Here is a 22,704-nt window from a genome sequence, read left to right on the forward strand (position 1 = left end):
AGAAGTCCTTACTGGTAGATGTTGCTGCTCAATCGAGTTTAACGGCCCGCCGAGGGCCGATGAGCAGCGCGATCGCCGCGCCGGCCACACAAATGACGGCGGTGATCGCGAAGATCTCGGTGTACTGGGTCAGCAATGCGTTCTTCACGCCGCCCACGTAGGAACTCATGGCGGCCTCGTAGTCGGCTTCGGTGGGAAACAGCACCCTGATGGGTACGTCCAGGGACGCGGTCATGCTGTGGAAGCGGTGCAAGCCCCACGCCGACAGCGCGGCGATCCCCACGAGCATTCCGGTCATCCTGGCGACGACGACACCGGCCGAAGCGACCCCGTGCTGGCCGGGCGGCACGACTCGCAGTACCGCCGCCGACAGTGGCGCGATGACGAGTCCCAGTCCGAGCCCGACGATGATCAGGTCGGTGTCGAGCCTCGGCAAGGTCAGCAGCCCGAGGTCGTGCGGCTGGGACAGCACATCGGCGGGCCAGGCCGACATGAGCAGGAATCCGGCCGCGGCGAGCAGCATGCCGCCGGCCGACACCCAGCGTTCGCCGAATCTCGCGGCGAGCATCCCGCCGATCACGGCGCCGACGGGCAGCGCGACGAGGAACCTCAACAGCAGGAGAACGCTGCCCTCGTCGTCCCTTCCCAGCAGGGTTTGCGCGAACAGGTCGACGTCGACGAGGGTCACCATCAGCGCGGCTCCGGCCGCGATACTCGTTCCCAGTGCGGCGAGGAACGGTCTCATCGCGACGTTCGCCGGATCGAGCAGCTTCGTCTTCGCTCGCGCTTCCCACAGCAGGAACAGAACCAGCGCGACGGCCGCCGCGATCAGCAGCGGAAGACCCCAGCTGGGCAGCACCTGGTTTCGCGGATCCGGGTTGTAAAGGCCGACGACGAGCAAACCCAGTGCCGCGGCGAGCAATCCGCCGCCGACGAGATCGACTTTCGCCCGCCGTTGCGGCCTGCCGCCCGGAATCGTGAAGTGGATCGCGACCATCGCGGCCAGCGCCAGCGGGACGTTGATCCAGAAGACGCTGCGCCAGCCCGCGATGGCGGCGAGCGCGATGCCGTAGACGGGGCCGAGCACGCTGCCGAGTTCCTGCGCGCCGCCGACCATGCCGAGAACCGTTGCCCTGCGCCGTTCCGTCCACAGATCGGCCGCGAGCGCCATGGTCACCGGAAGCAATGCGCCACCGGCGATGCCCAGCACGACTCGTCCAGCGACCAGCAGTGGAACGCTGCCCGCGAGCGCGGTGAGAACCGAACCCGCGACGAACACGCCGAGGCACACTTGCAGCAGTGACTTGCGGCCGAACCGGTCGGACGCCTGGCCGAGCAGCGGCATCGCGGCCACATAGCCGAGCAGGTAGCCGGTGACGATCGGGGTGACCTGTTCGAGCCTGTTCACCGGGATCATCAGGTCTTCGATGATCTGGCGCAGCAGGCCGATGACGACGTAGGTGTCGAGCGCGCCGAGAAGTACCGCGATTCCGCCGGCGCCGATCGCGACCGAACGGCCGCCGCGGGTCGTATCGGTGGTGCTCACGCGGGAGGAGTCACGGTGACTGGCTTGTCCACATCGGACAGCGTGACGTCAACGGTGGCGTCGTCGGCGAAGGCCGCTGACGCCTTCACTGGAAGGTGCTGTCCGTCGGCGCGGAGCCAGAAGGACACGTCGGCACCAGACTGGACGCCGGGCAGAAGTCCTTCGAGTACGTCTTTCGCGACCGTGCCTGACACTTTGTAGGTTTCGGTGCCCTCGACCTCTTCCTTCGCGACGGTCTTCGGTTCCCGCATGCTCGTCAGCAGTTTCGCGACACCGCGTTCAGGATCGAGCACGGCGGAAGGGTCGTACAGCGAGGCACTCAGCGCGGCGGGGATTTCCTGGTACCCGCCGGTGGGTCCCTTGAGATAGAGGGTGTCACCGGCGAGGACGAACTCGACCTCGACGAGCTGGCCCGCCTGCGTCAGCGAACCCGTGCCCTTCGCCTCGCCTTCCTTCGTGAGATCACCGTCGAGGCTTTGCACGCTCAGACCGGCTACGGTGCCGTTGACCTGGAGCGTGAAGTGCGTGCTCGTGATGTCGCCGGTCGCCGCGGCGGAATCCTGGATGAGCTGTGCGGCCTCCGGCAGTGGTTCGCTCGGAGTGTCTTCGGACGAGCAGCCCGCGGCTACGGCGGCAGCGAGCGCGAGCGCCCCCACGAGGTTTCGGCGGATGAGCATGCCGGGCATCGTATGCCCTGCGTCATCCGGCCGGGTGAGGTCCAGGTCGTGTCTGATGAACCTCCGCGGCGCGAGTGCGGGACCAGCGTGGTTCCGAGGGGGCACGCTGATCCCCGCGCGGCAGGCAACGGGTTGTCGGACCCGACCTAAGGCATCAGGCCCGCGGCGAGTGTCGCGCCGAGTTCCCAGCACGTCGACAACGCGTCCTTGTCGGGCGCGCCCATGACGATCACCGGTGCGGCGGCTTCCCGCCAACCAAGGCCGGTGGTGACGGTGCCGATGGAAGCTCGCGCGCCTTCGACGCCCTCGTTGCCGTGGAGGTAGTAGCCGAACGGCCGGTTCGTGGTCGCGTCGAGGCACGGGTAGTAGATCGTGTCGAAGAAGTGTTTCAGCGCGCCCGACATGTAGCCGAGGTTGGCCGGTGTGCCGAGCAGGAAGGCGTCGGCGGCGAGTACGTCAGTGGCCGTCGCCGACAGGGCGGGCTTGCGGACCACGTCCACACCGGTGATCTCGGAATCGGTGGCACCGGACAGCGCGGCTTCGAACATGGCCTGCAAGTGCGGTGAAGGGGTGTGGTGAACGATCAGCAAGGTGGGCACGTCAGCCGACCCTGCCGTGGCGCCGACGGTGACGCAAGCGGGGTTGTCGCTCCGGAGCGGCGGGCGTGCGCCGGAGACGCGGTGGCACGCGGGCACGAACGCTGTCACTCACATGCGCCCCGTGTGTCCCGTGAGCCCCGAAAAGTCGAAGCAAGGGAGCCTTACTAACAAGTAACGGCAGCAAAGCTCCCTCGCTCACGGCTTCTCTGCTCGCGGTGCGAACGGGGGCCGTGCCCCGGGACGGACGGAGCAAACGCTCAGTGCGGTCAGCGGAATCGGTGCGGTCAGGGCGCGAGCTGGCTCTGGACGGCCTCGCGAAGGACCGTCAGCCGGTCGTGCGCGGCCGCGCGCACTCCGGCGAGTTCGGCCGGTTCCGGCACGGGCGCCGTGACCTCCAGGTACACCTTCAGCTTCGGCTCCGTCCCCGACGGCCGCAGCACCACGCGGACGCCCTCGCCGCTCCAGCGCACCACGTCCGCTTCGGGCAGCAGGTCCTCGGCGGTGATCGCGGCCCCTGCCAGCGTCGCGGGCGGTTCGGCTCGCACCGCCGCCATCAGCCGTGCCCGCTCGTCGAGGTCGGTGATCCGCAGCGACACCTGGCCGGTGAGGTGCACCCCGTGCCGCACCGCGAGGTCGTCGAGCGCGTCGAACACCGAACGTCCGCTCGCTGTGAGTTCCGCCGCGAGTCCGCACGCGACGACGGCCGCCGCGATCCCGTCCTTGTCCCGCACGAAATCCGGGTTGACGCACAAACCGAGCGCTTCCTCGTAGGCGTAGACAAGGCCATCACCTGCCCTGGCCAGCCACTTGAAGCCGGTCAGCGTCTCCGCGTAACGGGCACCGTGTGCGCCGGCGATCTTCGCCAGCATCGATGACGACACGATTGTCGTTGCCACCAGCGGTTCCACATTCCCAGCGGGCATTGTGGACACTCGCGCGAGGATGTGTTCGCCCAGCAGCGCGCCGGTTTCGTCGCCGGTCAGCATGCGCCACGTTCCTTCGGCGTCACGGGCGCCCAGCGCGCACCGGTCGGCGTCGGGGTCGAGTGCGATGGCGAGATCGGCACCGGTGTTTTCGGCGAGCGCCAGCAGCCGGTCGGTCGCGCCGGGTTCCTCGGGGTTCGGGAACGTCACCGTCGGAAAGTCCGGATCGGGTTCGGCCTGGTCGGCCACGAGCCGTGGCTCGCCGAATCCAGCCAAGGTCAGTGCCGTGGTCAGGGTGCGGGCGCCGACCCCGTGCAGCGCCGTCGCCGCGACCACGAGCTCGCGCTCCGAACCGGACGACAGCGCGGCCACCCTGCCGAGATAGGCCGAGAGAACGTCGTCGCCGAGTTCGGTCGCGCCAGGGGAACGGGGAATCGAGACGGCGGCCCCGGCCGCCGCGATCGCGCTCTCGATGGCTCTGTCGTCCGGCGGGACGATTTGTGTTCCGGTGCCGTCGTACAACTTGTAACCGTTGTCGGAGGGCGGATTGTGCGACGCCGTGATCTGGATGCCCGCGACGGCGCCGAGGTGACCGACCGCGAAGGCCAGCACCGGCGTGGGGAGCGGGCCGGGCAGTGTGCGCACGTCGAATCCGGCCGCGCTGAGTACCTCGGCCGCTGCCGAGGCGAAGCGCGCCGAACCGTGCCTGGCGTCCCTGCCGACCACGACCAGGCCGCTGGTTTTTCCGTTCGCCGCGAGCCACGCCGCGACCCCCGACGTTGTCCGGACCACGACCGAGGTGTTCATGCCGTTCGGGCCTGCCCTGACGGGGCCGCGCAATCCCGCCGTGCCGAACGTGAGCGGACCGGCCATCCGGTCCTCCAGTTCGCCGACCGCGGCCGCGTCGCCACCCATCGCGCGGGCCAGCACGGCCTGCAACTCGTCGCGGGCGGCGGGGTCGACGTCGTCGGCCATCCAGCGAAACGTGTTGTCCCGCAAGGCCGGCGTGAGTTTCCGTGCTGGTTCGGTCACCCCGCCATGTTGTCAAGCGCCCGCGATCGCGCTAGCGTCGCCCCTCCTGGTCAAGGGATGTGAGCCCATGCGCGACGCGGCTGTCATCGGCAGTGCCGCTAGGAGAGATCTCGCTCCCGTCGCGCCCGGTCTCATGGCCCGATCCTCCGACGTCGCCCGCCACATTCTCGAACAGGTGCAGCAACAAATCCCCGAATACTCCCGGCCGATCGAAGGCGTGTTCGGCAAGGCCATTGTCGACGGTGTCGAGCAGGGAGTCCTCGAATTCCTGCGGCGCCTGCTCCAGCCCGAGACGGCACGCGACAACACAGCCGAGCTGTTTCGCCTGCTCGGCAAGTACGAGGTCAGCGAAGGAAGGGGAATCGACGTACTGCACTCGGCGTGCAGGGTCGGAGCGCGGGTCGGCTGGCAGGCGCTGAGCGATTTCGGGCAGCGTGTGGGTCTTCCCGTCTCCACGATGTGTGAACTCGCCGCCGCGTTGTTCGCCTACATCGACGAGCTGTCCGCGCTGTCGCACGAGGGATACACGGCGGCGAGGGCGAGAGCGGCCGGTGCGCTCGAACGCCGCCGCAAGCGCCTGCTCGACCAGTTGCTCGGCGAGCAGGGGCTGCCGGTCAGCGTGCTCGCCGAGCGGGCGGAAGCCGCGGCATGGCCGTTGCCCCCGAGGGTCGCGGTCGTCGTGCTGGCCGCCGAGTACGGGACGGACGTCAGGCAGCAGGCTCCACCGGAGCTTGCCGAGGACATTCTCGTCGACCTGGAAAGCGACCACCCGTGCCTGATCGTTCCTTCCGGATCGCGAGGAGCGCGCTGGGCCGAATTGCGCGACAAGCTGCCCGGCTGGCGGATGACGGTCGGTCCCTTCGTCGAGCCTGGATCGGCGAGGGATTCGCTGCGCTGGGCGAAACACGCAGCGGCGCTCGTCGAAACGGGTGTCCTCGCCGACGAGCCGGTCACCGACTGCGCCGATCACCTCGTCACGTTGTGGTTGCTCGGTGACCCGGCACTCGCGCGGCAGCTCGTCGACGAGGCGATGGCCCCGCTGGAAGGGCTCAGCGAGAAGCAAAGGGAACGGCTGGCCGGGACGCTCGCGGCCTGGCTGGAGACGCGCGGCGGTGCGCCGGACATCGCCGGCAGGCTCGGCATCCACCCGCAGACCGTGCGCTACCGGCTCCACCAGCTCGAAGAGCTGTACGGGGAGCGGCTGACCCACGCCAGGGGACGGTTCGCGCTGACCGTCGCCCTTCGCGCGCGAGCGTTGCTGCGCGCCGGGCCCGCCTGAGCGATGGCCGCCGGACGCACGCGACTGCGCATGTCGCGGCGTCCGGGGGACCGCTTTTTAGCACGTGGATGACAAGTCGCGCAGAGTCAGCTTTCCAGGCAAGACAAAAAACACCATCGGGCGATTGTTGCCTTGCTGGCAGTCCGCCAAATTGACTGTGTCGCGATCAAAACCCTGTCCTGGAAAGGAAACCGATGACCAGTCGTGAAATGACGGACGTTCCCATCGCCACGAGTCAGATCACCACCCGTAGATAACGGAATCACGAACGCAGGACGAGCTCGCGCAGCAGTCCGCCCATGCGCTGGGCCGCTGCCTTGCCCGCCGCGATGACCTCCTCGTGATCGAGCGGTTCCCCGGTCATCCCGGCTGCCAGATTTGTCACGAGCGAAAGACCGAACACCTCCACGCCGGCGGCCCTCGCCGCGATGGCCTCCAGCACGGTCGACATGCCGACGAGATCGGCGCCGAGGGTGCGCAGCATTCGGATTTCCGCAGGCGTTTCGAAGTGCGGCCCCGGCAGCCCCGCGTAAACGCCTTCCGCCAGTGTGGGGTCGATCTCCCTCGCCACCGCCCGCAGCCTGCCGGAGTACAGGTCGACGAGGTCGACGAAGTTGGCTCCGGTGATCGGCGACGTCGCGGTCATGTTGAGGTGATCGGACATCAGCACCGGCTGGCCGATCTCGAACCCTTCGCGCAGCCCGCCGGCCGCGTTGGTCAGCAGTACGGCACCGACTCCGGCCGCGGCGGCCGTGCGCACGGCGTGGACGACGCCCGCCACGCCTTTGCCCTCGTAGAGATGGGTGCGGCCGAGCAGGATCAGCGCACGCTTCTCGCCGATCGTCACCGACCTCGCCGTACTGCCGTGGCCGACGGCGCCCGGCTTGCTGAACCCCGGCAGGTCGGAGAGGTCGATCTCGGTGTCCGGTTCGCCGATGACGTCGGCGGCGGGCCGCCAGCCGGAACCGAGCACCACCGCGATGTCGTGCCGTGGCTTTCCGGTGCGCTCGGCGAGGACCGCGGCGGCCCGCGCGGCGAGGTCGGCGAAGTCACTGGGTTGCTGATCGATCTTGTCGCTCACGAGCACGCAGCCTACGGGGTGTGCGAGTCATCTCCCGGAACAGCAGGTAGGCCAGCAGTCCCAGCGGGGACAGCAGGATCGTGAGCACCAGGATCGGGGCCAGCGCGAGGTGGGGGAACCCGCGCTCGCGGGCGTCGCGATACATCCACCTGCCGACGAAGAGGTCGAACGCGATGAGGTGCGCCCAGATCGCGGCGGCGCCTGCCGGCGAGCCGAGAAATTCCTGGAGCGCGGTGAGATCGGGTCTGCTCACCACGTTCCACAGCCCGCCGAAGTCGCGGGCGGCGAGCAGGACGTAGCAGGCGAGCGGCGGGGCCACGATCCACGGCGAGGCGATGACGCGCCTGGTGACTCTCCAACCTGGCAGCAGGATCATCAACGCCCAGAAGGGCGCGGCGAGCCAGAAGGTGACGTCGAAGAGGAACCGGGTGCTCACGAGTAAATCTCCCGTCGTCGTGCCGTGGTGATCGTCGATGCCGCCGCGATCGCGACTCCCGCGACGAGCAGCGCGAAGCAGCCTCCGGTCAGCGCGTCGGGGCTGGTGAGCGGCTGGCCGCGCAGCGCCTGCCAGGTCACGAGCCCGACGAGGCCCGCGTAGCCGGCGCCGCCGATCAGGACGAGCCGTGCTCGTACGGCGGTGTGGCGGAGCCAGCGCACCCTCGGCGCCAGCAGGGCAAGGCCGAGGGCGAGCAGCGGCAGCACCTGTAAGGCGTGCATGCCCACGAAATGCGGGATGCGCAGGTCGCCGTCCGTGGTGCTCCAGTTGGTGATGGGCATTCCCGGTCCTCCGTCAGGGGCGCCGACGGTGTGCGCGCCGATGATGCCCGTGAGGCCGCGTGCCGTCTGCTCGCTGGTCGGCGAGGTCATGAGCGCGCCGAGGGCGAGTCCGGCGAGCGAGATGACGGCTCCGAGCCGGATGGCGAGGGTGCTCGCGTGATCGCCGGTGTTGCTGCCCTTCCGCAGCAGCAGCACGGTCAGTACCAGCGTTCCCGTCCAGAGCAGGGCGATCGAGACACCCATGACAGCGAACAGCGCAGTGTTGAGCGGTGTCGTGAGGTTGAAGTGGCTCGTCGTGCCACGCGCGGCCTGCACGACGATGATCACGTATTCGACGGCGAGCAGGACGATCAGCGCGCCGGAGATCCGGTTCGCGAGCCGCCGTCTCGCAGTGGGCAGCAGGGAGGTGAGCCAGCCCCAGGTGAGGCAGTACACCGAGATGGAGACGGCGAACTTGAACGGTTTGAGCCAGATCGGGGCTCCGAGCAGCACTCTGTCGTCGATGATCATGCCGACGGCGGAGAGGAGGGCCGCCACGCCCATGGCGGCGGCGAACCGCATCATCGGGCGGTGCCAGGCTCTTGCCGGTGCCAGCACCGAATTATAGATAGTTTCGCTACCCATAGTGGAAAGCTAAGCTATCCATGCTGAGAAAGTCACAGGAAGGAACGGCGTTCATGCGCATGGCGGAGCTGAGCAGGGAGTCGGGCGTCCCCGTCCCGACCATCAAGTACTACCTGCGCGAAGGCATCCTGCCGCCCGGCGAGCGCACGAGCCCCAACCAGGCGCGCTACGACCAGAGCCATGTCCGCAGGCTGAAGCTGGTCAAGGCGATGCTCGACGTCGGAGGGCTCTCCATCGCCGACGTACACCGGATGGTCGCCGCCATCGAGCAGCGCACCCCGACCCACGACCTGCTCGGCATCACGCAGCAGGGGCTGCCCCGGCCGGAGGGCGGCGACGATTCCCGGCTCGCCGCGGCGCGCCGCAGGGCGGAGGCCGTCATCGAGGAACGGGCATGGAAGGTCGAGCCGGACTGCCCTGCCGCCACCGCGCTCGCCGGGGTGCTCGCCACCTTCGCCGAACTGGGACAGCCGGAGTCGGGTCCATGGCTGAGCCGTCTCGCCGAGGCGGCCGACATCGTGGCAGAGGCGGATCTCGACTCGCTCTCCGGGGTCGCCGATACCGAGGCCATCATCGAGAGAGCACTCGTCGGCACCGTGCTCGGTGACACCCTCTTCGCGGTACTACGCAGGCTCGCGCAGCAGAACGTCTCCGCCGCGAGGTTCGGCGGCCGGTGAGCCGCCGGAACTGAGGGAGGCGGCTCAGTCCGTCATCTCGAACGTCGGCACGATGCGGTCGAACAGTTCACTGCGGCCGAGGCTTTCCTGCTCGACCGGGACCGTCACGCTCACCACCCACAGGCTGGTGCCGCTGATGAACGCCTCGGCGACCGTCGTCCGGTTGCTCACGCGCTCGCCGTCGGCTCTGTCGGCCGTGCGGTAGTTGACGAGGACGCCATCCTTGCCGTCCAGCCGCTCGGAGCGGACCAGGGTGAAGTCGCCTTCCGGCCAGTAGGACTCGACGGCACCGAGGTAGTCGTCGACGGCGAGACCGGGGGCGAAGTTGGCGAACCGTTCGACGCCGAGCACCTTCGTGCCGTCAGGGGAGACGAACCGCACCTGCGTGCTCGTCGGCAGCGTGCTCGCCGGCTGCTGGTGGACGAACCGGATCCAGTCGGAAGGGACGTCGACGGAGAACAAGCCACCCTTGGCGCCGCGAAGGTTGCTGGCGTCGCCCTCTTGCGGAACGAGTTCCTGTGCCGTCGCAGGCGCGGCGGCGGGCCGGTCGCCTCCCCCTGAGGGCGGGCCGAGCGGCTGGCCCGCGAGAACCCTCGTGAGGGCGAAGCCTCCTGCCGCGCAGACGAGGAACAACAGCGCAAGGCTGACGGCGAGCACGGCGATTCGCTTGCCGCCCACCTGCTTCGGGGCGGGCGTGACGGGTACAGATTCGGTCGCCGGTGTCGCGCTTGCCGTCCCGGTAGCGGGCGGGGGCGTGTTCGCGGGACCTTCCGCCGCAGCGGGAGTCACGGCGGTGGGCGCCTCGGCGCCGGGCTCCGCTGCTTTCGCCGGTTTCGCCGGTGGCGAGGCCGTGTCCCGCTGGCTGCCGAACGGCAGCGGGCCCGGGTCGGCGGCAAGCGCCCCTCCGCCGGGCGGTTCCGGCGGGGCGATCGGCATCTGCGGGATTTCCCGCGTCTCGCTCAGCTCGTGCCGCCCCCTGCGGCCGGAACGGAACATGTCCTCCGTGAAGACGCGCTGACCCGGTTTCGGCAACAGCGGATACAGCCGCCTCCGCACCTCGGAAATCGACATCCGGGCCGAGGGTTCCTTCGCCATCAGCCCTCGGATCAACGGTGCCAGCGGGCCCCTGCTCGGCGGGGGCACCTTTCCGTGCACGACGCTGGTCACCGTTTCCAGCGGGTCACCGTTCGCGTCGTAGGGCGGCCTGCCCTCGGTGGCGGCGAACAGGGTCGCGCCCAGCCCCCACAGGTCGGCCGCGTAGGTCACGGCGCCGCCTGACGCGACCTCCGGCGCGATGAACGCGGGTGAGCCCAGCATCATGCCGGTGTGGGTCATCGTCACTTCGGACACGTTGCGGGCGATGCCGAAGTCGGTGAGCTTGATGCGCCCGTCGGCAGCGACGAGCACATTGCCCGGTTTGACGTCCCTGTGGGTGATGCCCGCGTTGTGGGCGGCGTCGAGCGCGGAGGCGACCGCGTCGGCGACGACGACGGCCTGCGCGACGCTCAGCCGGTGGTGATCACGCAGCAGTTCGGCGAGGCTGTGCGAGGGCAGCAGCTCCATCACGACGTAGGGTTCCCCGCGCTCGCGGACCACGTCGTGCAGAACGATCACGTTCGGATTGGACAGCACCGCGATGGCGCGCGCCTCCCGCAGGGTGCGCTCGCGTAGCTCGTCGGCTTGCGAGGCCGCGACGTCGGGAGGGAGCCGGACTTCCTTGACCGCGACCTGCCGGTGCAGGAACTCGTCGTAGGCGGACCAGACGGTGCCCATGGAGCCCGAGCCGAGCACCGACCGCAGGCGATAGCGGCCGGCCACGAGTCGTGGCGCATCGGCGGAGGCAGGCACGGCCCCTATTGTGTCGGACCGGCCCGGTCCAGGGGCGCCCCCGGACCTTGTTAGCCGGGATTAGCGTGAGAAGTCCGGTATGGACCGGCCGAGGACCATGGTTGCGGAACTCGCCTCCCCTTATGCACCGATCGAGCGACCCGTACCCGGCTGTGCACGGTGAGTGGGGATTAGCGTCACATTTCCGCGTGCGCTGGTCCCTCTACCATGACTAGGTATGACTGACGTGGCAGGGACGCCGGGGTCCGAGCCCGACCAGCTCACACTGGCGGGCGAGTTCGAACCCGCGAGCAGAGCCGAATGGGAACGCCTCGTCGCGGGCGTACTGACCAAGAGCGGAGCCCTGCCCGCCGACTTCACCGGCGCGCCGGACCAGCTACTCGGCACTCGGACCTACGACGGCATCACGATCCAGCCGCTCTACACCGCCGAAGATGCCGAAGCCGCCGCACTCGCCGGGTATCCGGGGCTGCCGCCGTTCGTCAGGGGCACCGCGCCCGACGGTCACGTCGCGGGCGGCTGGGACATCAGGGCGCTGCACGGCGAACCCGACCCCGCCGCGACCAACAGGGCCGTCCTCGCCGATCTCGAAGGCGGGGTCAACTCGGTGTGGTTGCGGGTCGGCGACGGTGCGCTCGCGCCTGACGCGCTGGCCGAAGCGCTGACCGGGGTACACGTCGATCTCGCCCCCGTCGTGCTCGAACCCGGCGACTCCTACCTCGCTGGCGCGGAGGCCTTTTTCGCCTTGCTCGCCGAAAGGAACATCCCGGCGAGCGCGGTGACGGGCAACCTCGGCGCCGATCCGGTCGGCGTCGCCGCCCGCACGGGCACGCGGGCGGAACTCGCCCCAGCCGCCGAACTCGCCGCCGAGGTGGTGGGTCGGTACCCGGGTCTGCGCACGATCGTCGCCGACGCACTGCCCTTCCACGAGGCAGGCGGATCCGACGCGCAGGAACTCGGCGCCGCCATCGCCGCCGGAGTGGCCTACCTGAGGGCGCTCACCGGGGCCGGACTCGACGTCGCCACCGCCGCGGACCAGATCGAGTTCCGGTTCGCCGCGACGGCCGACCAGTTCCTCACCATCGCCAAGCTGAGGGCGGCGAGGCGGCTGTGGTCGAGGGTCACCGAGGTGTCCGGCGCGCGGGGCGCGGGGATGCGGCAGCACGCCGTCACCTCGCCCGCCATGCTCACCCGCCGCGACCCGTGGGTCAACATGCTGCGCACGACGATCGCCGCGTTCGCGGCGGGCACCGGTGGAGCCGATTCGGTGACGGTACTTCCCTTCGACGCCGCGATCGGGCTCTCCGACGCCTTTGCCCGCCGCATCGCCCGTAACACACAGGCGATCCTGCTCGAAGAGTCCAAATTGGCCGGTGTCATCGACCCGGCAGGCGGCTCCTGGTACGTCGAGAAACTCACCGACGACATGGCCAAGGCCGCGTGGCGCGAATTCACCGGCATCGAGAAGGGCGGCGGCCTGCCGGAGCAGCTGCGGTCGGGGGAACTGGCCGACAGACTCGCCGAGACCTTGGCCGCGCGCAGGAAGCGCCTCGACACGAGGGCCGACCCGATCACCGGGGTCAGCGAGTATCCCGACCTGAACGAGAAACCCGTGACCCGGCCGACCGCGCCATCCGTCGTGGACGGTGGAGGACTGCGAAAGGTCCGCTACGCCGAGGACTACGAGGCGCTTCGCGACCGCTCCGACAAGCACCTCGCCGAGCACGGCGCCAGGCCGTCGGTTTTCCTCGCGACGCTGGGACCGCTCGCCGCGCACACCGCCCGCGCGATGTTCGCGGCCAACCTGTTCCAGGCGGGCGGCATCGAGCCGGTCAACCCGGGGGTGACGTCGGGGACGGACGAACTCGTCGCCGCGTTCACCGCGAGCGGGACGAGCGTGGCGTGCCTGTGCGGCAGCGACAAGTCCTACGCGGAGCAGGCAAGCGAGGTCGCCGCCGCGTTGCGCGCGGCCGGTGCGACCGAGGTGCTGCTCGCCGGTGCACCGTCGGCGTACGAAGGCGTCTCCGGCTACGTCCATTCCGGCTGCCCCGCGCTCACCGTACTGACCGGACTCCTCGACACACTGGCGGTGGACTGATGAGCATTCCCGACTTCGCCGACGTCGAACTCGGCACGCCGGAGACCTCGGAAAGGCAGGACTGGACGCGCGCGCTCAATGCCAGCACCGGCAAGGACGCCGACGCGTTGATGTGGGAGACGCCGGAGGGGATCGGCATCAAACCGCTCTACACGGCCTCCGACCTGTCCGATGTGGACTTCCTGGACACCTATCCCGGTATCGCGCCCTACCTGCGGGGCCCCTATCCGACGATGTACGTCAACCAGCCGTGGACGGTGAGGCAGTACGCCGGGTTCTCCACGGCTGGCGCGTCCAACGCCTTCTACCGGCGTAACCTCGCCGCGGGCCAAAAAGGACTCTCGGTCGCCTTCGACCTCGCCACCCACCGCGGCTACGACTCGGACCACCCCCGCGTTTCCGGTGACGTCGGCATGGCGGGGGTCGCGATCGACTCCATCTACGACATGCGGCAGCTCTTCGACGGGATCCCGCTCGACAAGATGAGCGTGTCGATGACCATGAACGGTGCCGTTCTGCCGGTACTCGCGCTCTACGTCGTCGCGGCGGAGGAGCAGGGCGTGGCTCCCGAACAGCTCGCGGGGACCATCCAGAACGACATCCTCAAAGAATTCATGGTCCGCAACACCTACATCTATCCGCCGGCGCCGTCGATGCGGATCATCTCCGACATCTTCTCCTACACGTCGCGGCGCATGCCGAGGTTCAACTCCATCTCCATCTCCGGCTATCACATGCAGGAAGCAGGGGCGACCGCCGACCTCGAACTCGCCTACACGCTCGCCGACGGCGTCGAATACCTCAGGGCGGGCCTCGACGCCGGACTCGACATCGACACGTTCGCGCCGCGACTGTCGTTCTTCTGGGCGATCGGCATGAACTTCTTCATGGAGGTCGCCAAGATGCGCGCGGCGCGGCTGCTGTGGGCGAAGCTCGTCAAGCAATTCGAGCCCGCCAGCGCCAAATCGCTGTCGTTGCGCACCCACTGCCAGACTTCGGGCTGGTCGCTGACCGCGCAGGACGTCTACAACAACGTGACCCGCACGTGTGTCGAGGCGATGGCGGCGACGCAGGGGCACACACAGTCGCTGCACACCAACGCCCTCGACGAGGCACTCGCGCTGCCGACCGACTTCTCGGCGCGGATCGCCCGCAACACGCAGTTGTTGCTGCAACAGGAATCCGGGACCACGAGGGTCATCGATCCGTGGGGAGGCAGCGCGTTCGTCGAACGCCTCACCTACGACCTCGCCCGCAAGGCGTGGGCACACATCAGCGAGGTCGAGTCGGCCGGAGGGATGGCCCGCGCGATCGACGCCGGAATTCCGAAGCTGCGCATCGAGGAGGCCGCGGCGAGGACACAGGCCCGCATCGACTCCGGAAGGCAACCGGTCATCGGGGTCAACAAGTACCGGGTCGCCGAAGACGAGCAGATCGACGTGCTCAAAGTGGACAACGCCGACGTCAGGGCGCAACAGCTGGAAAAACTGCGCGCGCTGAGGGAAGAACGGGACCAGGACGCCGTCGACGACGCGCTGCGCCGGCTGACCTCGGCGGCGGAGGGGACCGAAGGCAACCTGCTCGAACTCGCCATCGGCGCGGCGAGGGCGAAGGCGACGGTCGGCGAGATCTCCGGGGCGCTGGAACGGATCTGGGGACGCCACTCCGGCCAGATCCGTACCATTTCCGGCGTGTACCGCGACGAGGTCGGAAAGTCGGGGAACGTGCGGGAAGCAAGGGACAGGGTTGAGCGGTTCGCCGAGACCGACGGCAGGAGGCCGCGCATCCTCGTCGCCAAGATGGGGCAGGACGGCCACGACCGGGGTCAGAAGGTGATCGCGACGGCCTTCGCCGACCTCGGTTTCGACGTCGACGTCGGCCCGTTGTTCTCGACACCGGCCGAGGTCGCGAGGCAGGCGGTCGAGGCGGACGTCCACATCGTCGGTGTCTCCTCGCTCGCGGCGGGACATCTCTCGCTCGTTCCCGCGTTGCGGGCCGAACTCGCCGAGCTGGGCAGGCCGGACATCATGGTCGTCTGTGGCGGCGTCATCCCGCCGCAGGACTATGAGGAGCTGAGGGCCGCCGGCGCCGCGGCGATCTTCGGTCCAGGCACGGTGATCTCCGACGCGGCCATCGACCTGCTCGACCAGCTCGAACAGGCACACTCATAGGCATGGCCCGCGAGATCGACGTCACCGCTTACGCGAAGGGCGTGCTCTCCGGCGACCGCGGCATGCTCTCCAGAGCGATCACACTCGTCGAGTCGAGCAGGTCCGATCACCGGCGGAAGGCGCAGGAACTGCTGGTCGAGCTGCTGCCGCAGGCGGGTGGCGCGCACCGGGTCGGCATCACCGGCGTTCCCGGAGTCGGCAAGTCGACATTTATCGATCAGCTTGGCACCGACCTCACCGGCGCGGGGCACAGGGTCGCCGTGCTCGCCGTCGACCCCTCGTCGACCCGCACGGGCGGCAGCATCCTCGGCGACAAGACGAGGATGGCTCGCCTCGCCGTCGACCCCGCCGCGTTCATCCGCCCATCGCCTACCTCCGGAACACTCGGCGGCGTCGCGAGGGCGACGCGCGAAACCATCGTGCTCATGGAGGCGGCGGGATACGACGTCGTGCTCGTCGAGACCGTCGGGGTCGGACAGTCCGAGGTGACCGTGGCCAACATGGTCGACTGCTTCCTCTTCCTCACGCTCGCCCGTACCGGCGATCAGCTACAGGGCATCAAGAAGGGCGTGCTCGAACTGGCCGACGTCATCGCCGTCAACAAAGCCGACGGCGAGCACGAACGGGAGGCGAAGAAGGCGGCAAGGGAACTCTCCGGCGCGCTCCGGCTGATCTACGGTCCCGAAGCCGCGTGGACGCCGCCCGTGCTCACCTGTAGCGCGCTCACCGGCGTCGGGCTCGACACCATATGGCAGCAGATCCGCAGGCACGCCACCGCGATGGAGGACTCGGGCGAACTCGTCGCCAAACGGCAGCATCAGCAGGTCGACTGGACCTGGGCCATGGTGCGTGAGCAACTGCTCGACCGGCTCTCCTCGCACGAGGACGTCCGCAAGCTCGTTCCCGAGGTCGAGAAAGACGTCAGGGAGGGAAAGCTGACCGCGACGCTCGCGGCGGAACGCATCCTTGACGCCTTCGGTGGGCAATCCACGATTCAGGCGTGACGTCACGCCCCGTGACAGGGCAGACTGGCGGCGTGCGCGTGCTTTCCGTCCTGGCCGGGGTCCTTGTCGTTCTCGTCGTCCTCGTTGGTCTCGGTGGTTCGGTCGGCGGGCCTTTCGTGCCTTCCGCGGCCGCCGCTCAACCGGTCGTCGCGGCCGCGGGCCCTCTCACCCCGGTGCTGAACCAGGAGACACCCGAGCCGGGGCCCGTGCTGGACCCGCAGACAGAGGCTGACGCCGAGAACACGAAGAGCAAGGTCATCGTCGGCGTCGCGGCTGGTGTGCTGCTGGTCGCGGTCATCTGGGGCCGCAGGATCCGCGCCAAGCGGACCAAGAAGAAGTGACGCTCGTCCCACAGTCCGGCTTTCAGTGAAGCTGAACCCTCTGTAGCCGTTCAGCGCAAGTCGGCTACCTTCCGTCTCGTCACTAGAGCATCCGGGTCTTCGCATCACCTGTTTGGTGCAAGACTGGACACAAATGCGTAAGGCAACGATTTCCCGGCGAATCACAGTAGTACCAGCAATGGCTGCTGCGCTGGGCTCGCACGGAGGTGCGGCGTGACGGTACTCGACTCACGACCAGGGGTCCCCGGGGAGCCAGACGGTTCTCCCCAGGTGGGCGCGGACAGCCCGGACCAGGCTCTGATCACGGCAACCGGTGTCAGCATGGCCCCGGTACTCGACATGGGTGCGGGACGCGGACCGGCGTGGCTCGACGAATGGCTTCGCGGGCACGCGGCCGACGTCGTCGCATGGCGCAGGCACATCCACGCCAACCCCGAGCTGGCGCGCAAGGAGTACGGCACGACCGAGCTGGTCGTGAGGATGCTGCGGTCGGCAGGTCTGAACCCGTGGGTGCTGCCCGGCGGCACCGGCGTGATCTGCGACATCGGCGAGGGTTCCACGTGCGTCGCGTTGCGCGCCGACCTCGACGCCCTGCCGCTCACCGAGGCCAGCGGGCTGCCCTACGCCTCGACGGTGAAGGGCGTCGCGCACGCCTGCGGGCACGACCTGCACACCACGGTGCTGCTCTCGGCCGGGCTCGCGCTCGCCACCGCTCCCGAGCTGCCGGGCAAGGTCCGGCTCATCTTCCAGCCGGCGGAGGAGGTCATGCCGGGCGGCGCGCTCGACGCCGTCGAGGCCGGTGCGCTCAAGGGCGTCGACCGGATCTTCGGGCTGCACTGCGACCCCCGGCTGCCCGTCGGCAAGGTCGGTACCAGGGTGGGGCCACTCACCTCGGCGGCCGACCTCGTCGAGCTGCGCCTGACCTCGCCGGGAGGGCACACGTCCAGGCCGCACCTGACCGCCGACCTGGTGCACGCGCTCGGCACCGTCATCACGGCGCTGCCGTCGCTGCTGTCGCGCAGGGTCGACCCCCGTTCCGGCACCGTGCTGGTGTGGGGCGCCGTGCACGCCGGTGAAGCCGCCAACGCGGTTCCGCAGGACGGGTTGCTGCGCGGCACGCTGCGGACCGCCGATCACGGCACGTGGACGGCGCTGGAGCCGCTTGTCGCGTCGTCGGTGGAGTCGCTGCTGGCGCCGACCGGGGTCGGCTACGACCTCAACTACCGGCGCGGAGTGCCGCCGGTGGTCAGTGGCGAGGAGAGCACGGCGATTCTCAGGGCCGGCGTCGAGGCCGCGCTCGGTGCCGACGCGCCGACCGGTACCGAACAGTCGTCGGGTGGTGAGGACTTCGGCTGGTACCTGGAGCATGTGCCGGGCGCGTTCGCGCGACTGGGCGTGTGGTCGGGCGAGGGCACCATGCGCGACCTGCATCAGCCCAGCTTCGAACTGGACGAACGCGCCCTGCTGACCGGTGTGCGGGTCATGGTGCACACCGCGCTGGCCGCCTTGGCCTGAGGGACCCGCGAGTCCCCCGTCCAGGTCGCCGAGTTCTGCACTCGGGACGCCGAGATCCGCGCTCGGGCGAGCGAGATCCGCGCTCGGGGCGCCGAAATGCGCACTCGCGGTCCGAACCGGCAACCCGCGAGTTATCCACAACCCGCGAGTTGTCCACAGATTGGCGAATTGCCCCTGTCGCCGTGGCATGCGAGCCCGGACCGTGGGTTCCATGACCCAACTACCTCAGGGCCTCCACGGTGCCTACCTGCGGTCCGATCTCGTTCGCGAACTCGGGCCGCCGGTCCTGCGAGGTGAACTGGAAGCCGGACGGCTCGTCAGTTACTCCCGCACTGTCGTCGTCGATTCCCGGCGTCGTGCCGAGTTCTGCACGAGAGCGGCCGCGGCCGTGCTCGGGGCAGGGCCGCATGCGATCCTGACCGGGCCGACGGCGCTGGCGCTGCACGGCTGTACGGCCGCGGATACCGCTCCGGTGCACCTGCTCGTGCCCTATGGACACAAACCGAGGTCGAGCCTCGGGGTCAAAGTGCACCATGGCGCCGTCCTGGCCGAGGATCTCGTCGAACTCGACGGTCTTCCCGTGCTCGCGCTCGACTTCGCGGCCGCCGAAGTCCTCAGTCATGGCACGAGACGGACCGCGCTCGCGTGCACCGATCAGGCGTTGCGCCTGTTGCCGGAGACGGACCGGCCAAGGCTGCGCGCCTGGATCGAACACCGGGTGCGCACCAAACGTGACCCGCGTGGAAGGCGCAGGGCGCAGGCTGTGCTCAACCTCGCCACCGGGCTCGCCGAGTCGCCGCCGGAGAGCTGGCTCCTGTTGTCGCTCGTCGAAGGTGGCCTGCCCATCCCCCGACAACAGGTGAGCATTGTCGACCTCGCGGGCAACGAGATCTACCGGCTCGACTTCGCCTGGCCGGAGCAGCGGGTCGCGGTGGAGTACGACGGATATGAAGCGCACGAACGACGGCATGCCTACGACCGGGCGCGGGATGCCGACCTGCGGCGTCGTGGCTGGATGGTGATCAGAGCCGACGCCGAGGATCTCAAGGCTCCGGGGCGGCTGATCGCGGAGGTGAAGACGGCGTTCCGGATTCGGGGGCTCGCGGCGTAAGCCGCCGGCGAGGAGCTGGGTTGCCTTCACGGTCCAGGTCGCCGGCCTGGACTCGGACTCTCGCCTATTGGGCGGATCTCCTAGCCATTGGGCGTGGATCGCGCGGTCGGGACGGGCTCTCGCGGCCTTGGGCGGGTCTCGGCGACTAGGCGCCGATCTTGCGTCTGGGCGCCGGTCGCGGTGGGCCTGGGCGCGGATCTTGCGTCTGGGCGCCGATCGCGGTGGGCGTCGACGCGGATCTTGCGCCTGGGCGCGGGTCTCGTCGCCCTGGGCGCGGGTCGCGGCGGCCCGAGCGTGGATCTCGCGTGCCTGGACACGGATCTCGCACCCCTGGGTGCGGACTTCGCCGACCCGAGCGCGCATGTCGTCGTCCTGAATGCAGATCTCGCCGCCCTGGGCGCGGATCTCGGCGCCCCGAGTGCGGATCTCACGTGCCTGGATGCGGATCTCGCCGCCCTGGGCGGGGGACTCGCGGAGCTTGACGGGGTGGGGGAGGGGGGCGGGCCCCCGACAGTCAGGGACCGATGCCCTTGCAGGGGCGGGTACGCAGGTTGCCGACGTAGTCGGCGGGGGCACCGGCGGCTTCGGCCGCATCGGCCAGCACCCCGAGATAGCGGGCCGAGGGCAGACCGCCCTCGTAGGCATCCAGCACGTACAACCACGCCAGCACGGAGCCGTCCATGGTCTGTACCCGCAGCCGGATCTTGTTGTGCAGCCCCAGTTCGCCGCCTTCCCACTGGTCGAGCGTCGACTCGTCCAGGTTGGTGACGTCGTAGAGCACGACGAACACCCGCGAGTTCGGGTCCTCAACGATGGTGGCGAGCGGGCCCTCCCAACCGACGTCCTCACCACCGAAGGTGAGCCGCCAGCCTTCGAGCCAGCCGGTACCCGCCATCGGCGAGTGCGGGGCTCGCTCCATCATCTGGGTCGGCTCCATGTTGGACCCGTAAGCGGCATACAAGGGCACGGCCACAGCCTAGCGACCATGCCCTCACCCGAAAGGACGCACTCGGCGTGTCCCGTCTTAGAGTGGGCGCGAAGGTGATGACGAGGAGGGCAAGAGTGACCAAGATCGTGATCATGGGTGGCGGCCCCGCCGGGTACGAGGCGGCGCTGGTCGCGATCCAGCACGCCGCCGACGTGACGGTCGTCGAGCGCGACGGTCTCGGTGGTGCCTGCGTCCTCTACGACTGCGTTCCGTCGAAGACCTTCATCGCCTCTTCGGGGGCCCGCGCGAGCCTGCACGGCTTCCGTGAACTGGGAATCGCCATGGACCTGGCGGACACGAGAGTCGACCTGCGGACCGTGCACGGCAGGGTTCGCGGACTCGCGCTCGCCCAGTCGGCCGACATCAGGGCCAGGGTGCAGCGCGAGGGCGTGCGCGTCCTCATCGGCACCGCGACCTTCCGCGACGAGGAACCCGGCCTCGCCACCCACAAGATCGCCGTCAGCGGGCCGGAAGGCGACGAGGTACTCGACGCCGACGTGGTGCTGATCGCCACCGGCGCCACGCCAAGGGTGCTGCCGGGCGCGGTCCCCGACGGCGACCGGATCCTCGACTGGCGCCAGCTCTACGACCTTCCCGAACTGCCGGAACATCTCGCCGTCATCGGATCAGGCGTGACCGGCGCCGAGTTCGCCTCCGCCTACACCGAGATGGGAGTCAAGGTCACCGTCGTCTCCAGCAGGGACAGGGTGCTGCCGCACGAGGACGCCGACGCGGCCGCCGTGCTGGAGGAGGTGTTCTCCCAGCGAGGTACGACGGTGGTCAAACACGCGAGGGCCGACCGGGTCGAGCGGGTCGAGAAGGGCGTGCGGATCCACCTCACCGACGGCAGGCAGATCGAAGCCAGCCACGCGCTGATGACGGTCGGGTCGGTGCCCAACACCACCGACATCGGCCTCGAAAAGGTCGGTATCGAGCCCGGTCCAGGCGGGTTCATCAGTGTCGACAGGGTCTCGCGCACGAACGCGCCCGGCGTGTACGCCGCAGGGGACTGCACGGGGCTGCTGATGCTCGCCTCCGTCGCCAGCATGCAGGGCAGGATCGCGATGTGGCACGCGCTCGGCGAGGGCGTGGCGCCGATCCGGCTCAGGACGGTCGCCGCGAACGTCTTCACCCACCCGGAGATAGCGACGGTCGGCATCGGCCAGCAGGCGATCGACTCCGGTGAGGTTCCGGCCCGCACGATCATGCTGCCCCTTGCGACCAACGCGCGAGCCAAGATGGAAGGGCTGCGGCAGGGGTTCGTGAAGCTGTTCTGCCGTCCCGCGACGGGTGTCGTGGTCGGCGGTGTCGTCGTGGCGCCGACGGCGAGCGAGCTGATTCTGCCGATCGCGCTCGCCGTGCAAAACCAGCTCACCGTCGAGCACCTCGCGCTGACGTTCTCGGTGTATCCGTCGCTGTCCGGGTCGATCACCGAAGCGGGCAGGCAGCTCATGCGGCACGACGACCTCGACTGAGTCGTTTGGCACTGCTCCTTGCCGGTCTTCGGAGTGACACTGGTCACGAGAACGATCTGAGGTAAGGAGTGCGTGATGACGACTCGCGACACGCCGTGGCCGGACGGCACGCCGTGCTGGACCGACCTGGTGGTTCCCGACCAGCGCATGGCGCTGGATTTCTATGGAGCACTGTTCGGCTGGGATTTTGCCGAGCAGGGCGGCGACATGGGCAACTACGTCCTGTGTTCGATCGATGGCAGACAGGTCGCCGGTATCGGCGAGCAACCGCAGGGCCAGGAAATGCCGTCGGCCTGGACGATATATCTGGCCTCGTCGGACCTCGACAAGACGGTCGCCGCCATCGGTGAGAACGGCGGGCAGCTCATGATGCCGCCGATGGACGTACCGGGGGCGGGCAGGATGGCGATCGCCGCCGACCCGACAGGGGCGGTGTTCGGGGTGTGGCAGGCGGGGCGGCACACGGGCTTCGGGCTGGCCAATGTGGTCGGAACCGATGTGTGGAACGAGTGCATGACGCGCGACTACGCCGCCGCGAAACGGTTCTACGGCGACGTGTTCGGATACGACTTCGAGGACGTCGAAGGTGACTTCACGTACGCGGCCCTGAAGGTCGGCGGCAACATCGTCGGCGGAATCGGCGGGATGGGGGACGAGACCCCGGCCGAGGTGCCGCCGTTCTGGTCGGCCTACTTCGGGGTGAGCGACACGGACGCCGCGGTCGAGCGCGTCGAACGGCTCGGCGGAACACTCGTGCGTCCCGCGATGGATTCGCCCTACGGCCGCATGGCCACGGTCACCGACAACCAGGGCGCCTATTTCCTGCTGATCTCCGTCGCCCCGGAAGGGTGACGTCGATGAGAGCGAGGGAGCTTTACTACCGGAATACGGCAGTAAAGCTCCCTTGCTCTCAAACTGGGGGTTGCGCTGCGGGCGCG

Annotated in this window: 19 protein-coding genes; 10 read left to right on the forward strand and 9 right to left on the reverse strand. The window is 69.1% G+C overall.

Going from position 1 to position 22,704, the window contains the following annotated elements; all coding sequences use genetic code 11:
- Positions 1–28: 28 nt before the first annotated feature.
- The 4 genes from BAY61_RS03605 to BAY61_RS03620 form a co-directional block, all read right to left on the reverse strand.
- Complete coding sequence (locus BAY61_RS03605) at positions 29–1,546, reverse strand: MFS transporter (RefSeq protein WP_091810554.1); 1,518 nt, start codon at positions 1,544–1,546, stop codon at positions 29–31.
- On the reverse strand, positions 1,543–2,223 hold the full coding sequence (locus BAY61_RS03610; protein ID WP_091810585.1) for an LppX_LprAFG lipoprotein: 681 nt from the start codon (positions 2,221–2,223) through the stop codon (positions 1,543–1,545). The genes BAY61_RS03605 and BAY61_RS03610 overlap by 4 nt, the downstream gene beginning before the upstream one ends.
- A 146-nt stretch (positions 2,224–2,369) precedes the next feature.
- On the reverse strand, positions 2,370–2,822 hold the full coding sequence (locus tag BAY61_RS03615) for a flavodoxin family protein (RefSeq protein ID WP_091810553.1): 453 nt from the start codon (positions 2,820–2,822) through the stop codon (positions 2,370–2,372).
- A 284-nt stretch (positions 2,823–3,106) separates the two neighbouring features.
- The gene (locus BAY61_RS03620) at positions 3,107–4,720 is read right to left on the reverse strand and encodes a phospho-sugar mutase (RefSeq protein WP_091810584.1); all 1,614 of its coding nucleotides are present in this window, start codon (positions 4,718–4,720) and stop codon (positions 3,107–3,109) included.
- Positions 4,721–4,844: 124 nt separating this feature from the next.
- Here BAY61_RS03620 and BAY61_RS03625 point away from each other — a divergent pair, with 124 nt between their 5' ends.
- Positions 4,845–6,056 carry a PucR family transcriptional regulator gene (locus BAY61_RS03625; protein ID WP_091810552.1) on the forward strand — a complete coding sequence of 404 codons (1,212 nt, stop codon included), beginning with the start codon at positions 4,845–4,847 and terminating at the stop codon, positions 6,054–6,056.
- Positions 6,057–6,318: 262 nt separating this feature from the next.
- Here the strand turns inward: BAY61_RS03625 and BAY61_RS03630 are convergent, their stop codons facing one another.
- Genes BAY61_RS03630 through BAY61_RS03640 form a run of 3 tightly spaced genes read right to left on the reverse strand, consistent with a single transcriptional unit; the run spans position 6,319 to position 8,511 of the window.
- The gene (locus BAY61_RS03630; protein WP_176879911.1) at positions 6,319–7,137 is read right to left on the reverse strand and encodes a purine-nucleoside phosphorylase; all 819 of its coding nucleotides are present in this window, start codon (positions 7,135–7,137) and stop codon (positions 6,319–6,321) included.
- Positions 7,106–7,573 (reverse strand): ABA4-like family protein, encoded by a 468-nt coding sequence (locus BAY61_RS03635; protein WP_091810551.1) that lies wholly within the window; start codon positions 7,571–7,573, stop codon positions 7,106–7,108. The genes BAY61_RS03630 and BAY61_RS03635 overlap by 32 nt, the downstream gene beginning before the upstream one ends.
- Positions 7,570–8,511 (reverse strand): hypothetical protein, encoded by a 942-nt coding sequence (locus BAY61_RS03640; protein WP_420848880.1) that lies wholly within the window; start codon positions 8,509–8,511, stop codon positions 7,570–7,572. The genes BAY61_RS03635 and BAY61_RS03640 overlap by 4 nt, the downstream gene beginning before the upstream one ends.
- Before the next feature lie 47 nt (positions 8,512–8,558).
- On the opposite strand from BAY61_RS03640, the gene BAY61_RS03645 reads away from it, so the two are divergent.
- Entirely contained in the window at positions 8,559–9,215 is a 657-nt protein-coding gene (locus tag BAY61_RS03645; RefSeq protein ID WP_245865760.1) for a MerR family transcriptional regulator, read from the forward strand.
- A 24-nt stretch (positions 9,216–9,239) separates the two neighbouring features.
- On the opposite strand, the gene BAY61_RS03650 is transcribed toward BAY61_RS03645, so the two are convergent.
- Positions 9,240–11,063: a serine/threonine-protein kinase gene (locus tag BAY61_RS03650; RefSeq protein ID WP_256328153.1), complete on the reverse strand. Its 1,824-nt coding sequence runs from the start codon at positions 11,061–11,063 to the stop codon at positions 9,240–9,242.
- A 217-nt stretch (positions 11,064–11,280) separates the two neighbouring features.
- On the opposite strand from BAY61_RS03650, the gene BAY61_RS03655 reads away from it, so the two are divergent.
- From BAY61_RS03655 to BAY61_RS03680, 6 genes are all read left to right on the forward strand, one after another.
- Positions 11,281–13,161 (forward strand): methylmalonyl-CoA mutase family protein, encoded by a 1,881-nt coding sequence (locus BAY61_RS03655; protein WP_091810549.1) that lies wholly within the window; start codon positions 11,281–11,283, stop codon positions 13,159–13,161.
- The gene (scpA, locus tag BAY61_RS03660; RefSeq protein ID WP_091810548.1) at positions 13,161–15,332 is read left to right on the forward strand and encodes a methylmalonyl-CoA mutase; all 2,172 of its coding nucleotides are present in this window, start codon (positions 13,161–13,163) and stop codon (positions 15,330–15,332) included. The genes BAY61_RS03655 and scpA overlap by 1 nt, the downstream gene beginning before the upstream one ends.
- Before the next feature lie 2 nt (positions 15,333–15,334).
- On the forward strand, positions 15,335–16,336 hold the full coding sequence (gene meaB, locus BAY61_RS03665) for a methylmalonyl Co-A mutase-associated GTPase MeaB (RefSeq protein WP_091810547.1): 1,002 nt from the start codon (positions 15,335–15,337) through the stop codon (positions 16,334–16,336).
- Positions 16,333–16,677 carry a hypothetical protein gene (locus tag BAY61_RS03670; protein WP_245865765.1) on the forward strand — a complete coding sequence of 115 codons (345 nt, stop codon included), beginning with the start codon at positions 16,333–16,335 and terminating at the stop codon, positions 16,675–16,677. The genes meaB and BAY61_RS03670 overlap by 4 nt, the downstream gene beginning before the upstream one ends.
- Before the next feature lie 213 nt (positions 16,678–16,890).
- A complete protein-coding gene (locus BAY61_RS03675; protein ID WP_091810546.1) occupies positions 16,891–18,192 on the forward strand; it encodes a M20 family metallopeptidase in 1,302 nt (433 codons plus the stop codon).
- 211 nt (positions 18,193–18,403) lie between these two features.
- Positions 18,404–19,303 carry a DUF559 domain-containing protein gene (locus tag BAY61_RS03680; RefSeq protein WP_091810545.1) on the forward strand — a complete coding sequence of 300 codons (900 nt, stop codon included), beginning with the start codon at positions 18,404–18,406 and terminating at the stop codon, positions 19,301–19,303.
- A 514-nt stretch (positions 19,304–19,817) separates the two neighbouring features.
- Here the strand turns inward: BAY61_RS03680 and BAY61_RS03685 are convergent.
- Positions 19,818–20,270, reverse strand: a complete 453-nt coding sequence (locus BAY61_RS03685; RefSeq protein WP_185769997.1) for a gamma-glutamylcyclotransferase — start codon at positions 20,268–20,270, stop codon at positions 19,818–19,820.
- A 95-nt stretch (positions 20,271–20,365) separates the two neighbouring features.
- Between BAY61_RS03685 and BAY61_RS03690 the strand changes: the two genes are divergently transcribed.
- Together BAY61_RS03690 and BAY61_RS03695 are read left to right on the forward strand one after the other, a co-directional pair.
- Complete coding sequence (locus BAY61_RS03690; RefSeq protein WP_091810544.1) at positions 20,366–21,766, forward strand: NAD(P)H-quinone dehydrogenase; 1,401 nt, start codon at positions 20,366–20,368, stop codon at positions 21,764–21,766.
- A 75-nt stretch (positions 21,767–21,841) separates the two neighbouring features.
- Positions 21,842–22,618 carry a VOC family protein gene (locus BAY61_RS03695; protein WP_091810543.1) on the forward strand — a complete coding sequence of 259 codons (777 nt, stop codon included), beginning with the start codon at positions 21,842–21,844 and terminating at the stop codon, positions 22,616–22,618.
- Positions 22,619–22,704 lie beyond the last annotated feature (86 nt).

Origin of the sequence: Prauserella marina (assembly GCF_002240355.1) — a bacterium.
Lineage (GTDB): Bacteria > Actinomycetota > Actinomycetes > Mycobacteriales > Pseudonocardiaceae > Prauserella_A > Prauserella_A marina.

Bases quoted from the DNA above. Each gene is read 5' to 3' on its own strand.
- BAY61_RS03610 (WP_091810585.1), bottom strand. From the start codon at position 2,223: ATGCTCATCCGCCGAAACCTCGTGGGGGCGCTCGCGCTCGCTGCCGCC.
- BAY61_RS03620 (WP_091810584.1), bottom strand. From the start codon at position 4,720: ATGGCCGACGACGTCGACCCCGCCGCCCGCGACGAGTTGCAGGCCGTG.
- BAY61_RS03625 (WP_091810552.1), top strand. From the start codon at position 4,845: ATGCGCGACGCGGCTGTCATCGGCAGTGCCGCTAGGAGAGATCTCGCT.
- BAY61_RS03645 (WP_245865760.1), top strand. From the start codon at position 8,559: ATGCTGAGAAAGTCACAGGAAGGAACGGCGTTCATGCGCATGGCGGAG.
- BAY61_RS03655 (WP_091810549.1), top strand. From the start codon at position 11,281: ATGACTGACGTGGCAGGGACGCCGGGGTCCGAGCCCGACCAGCTCACA.
- scpA (WP_091810548.1), top strand. From the start codon at position 13,161: ATGAGCATTCCCGACTTCGCCGACGTCGAACTCGGCACGCCGGAGACC.
- meaB (WP_091810547.1), top strand. From the start codon at position 15,335: ATGGCCCGCGAGATCGACGTCACCGCTTACGCGAAGGGCGTGCTCTCC.
- BAY61_RS03680 (WP_091810545.1), top strand. From the start codon at position 18,404: ATGACCCAACTACCTCAGGGCCTCCACGGTGCCTACCTGCGGTCCGAT.
- BAY61_RS03695 (WP_091810543.1), top strand. From the start codon at position 21,842: ATGACGACTCGCGACACGCCGTGGCCGGACGGCACGCCGTGCTGGACC.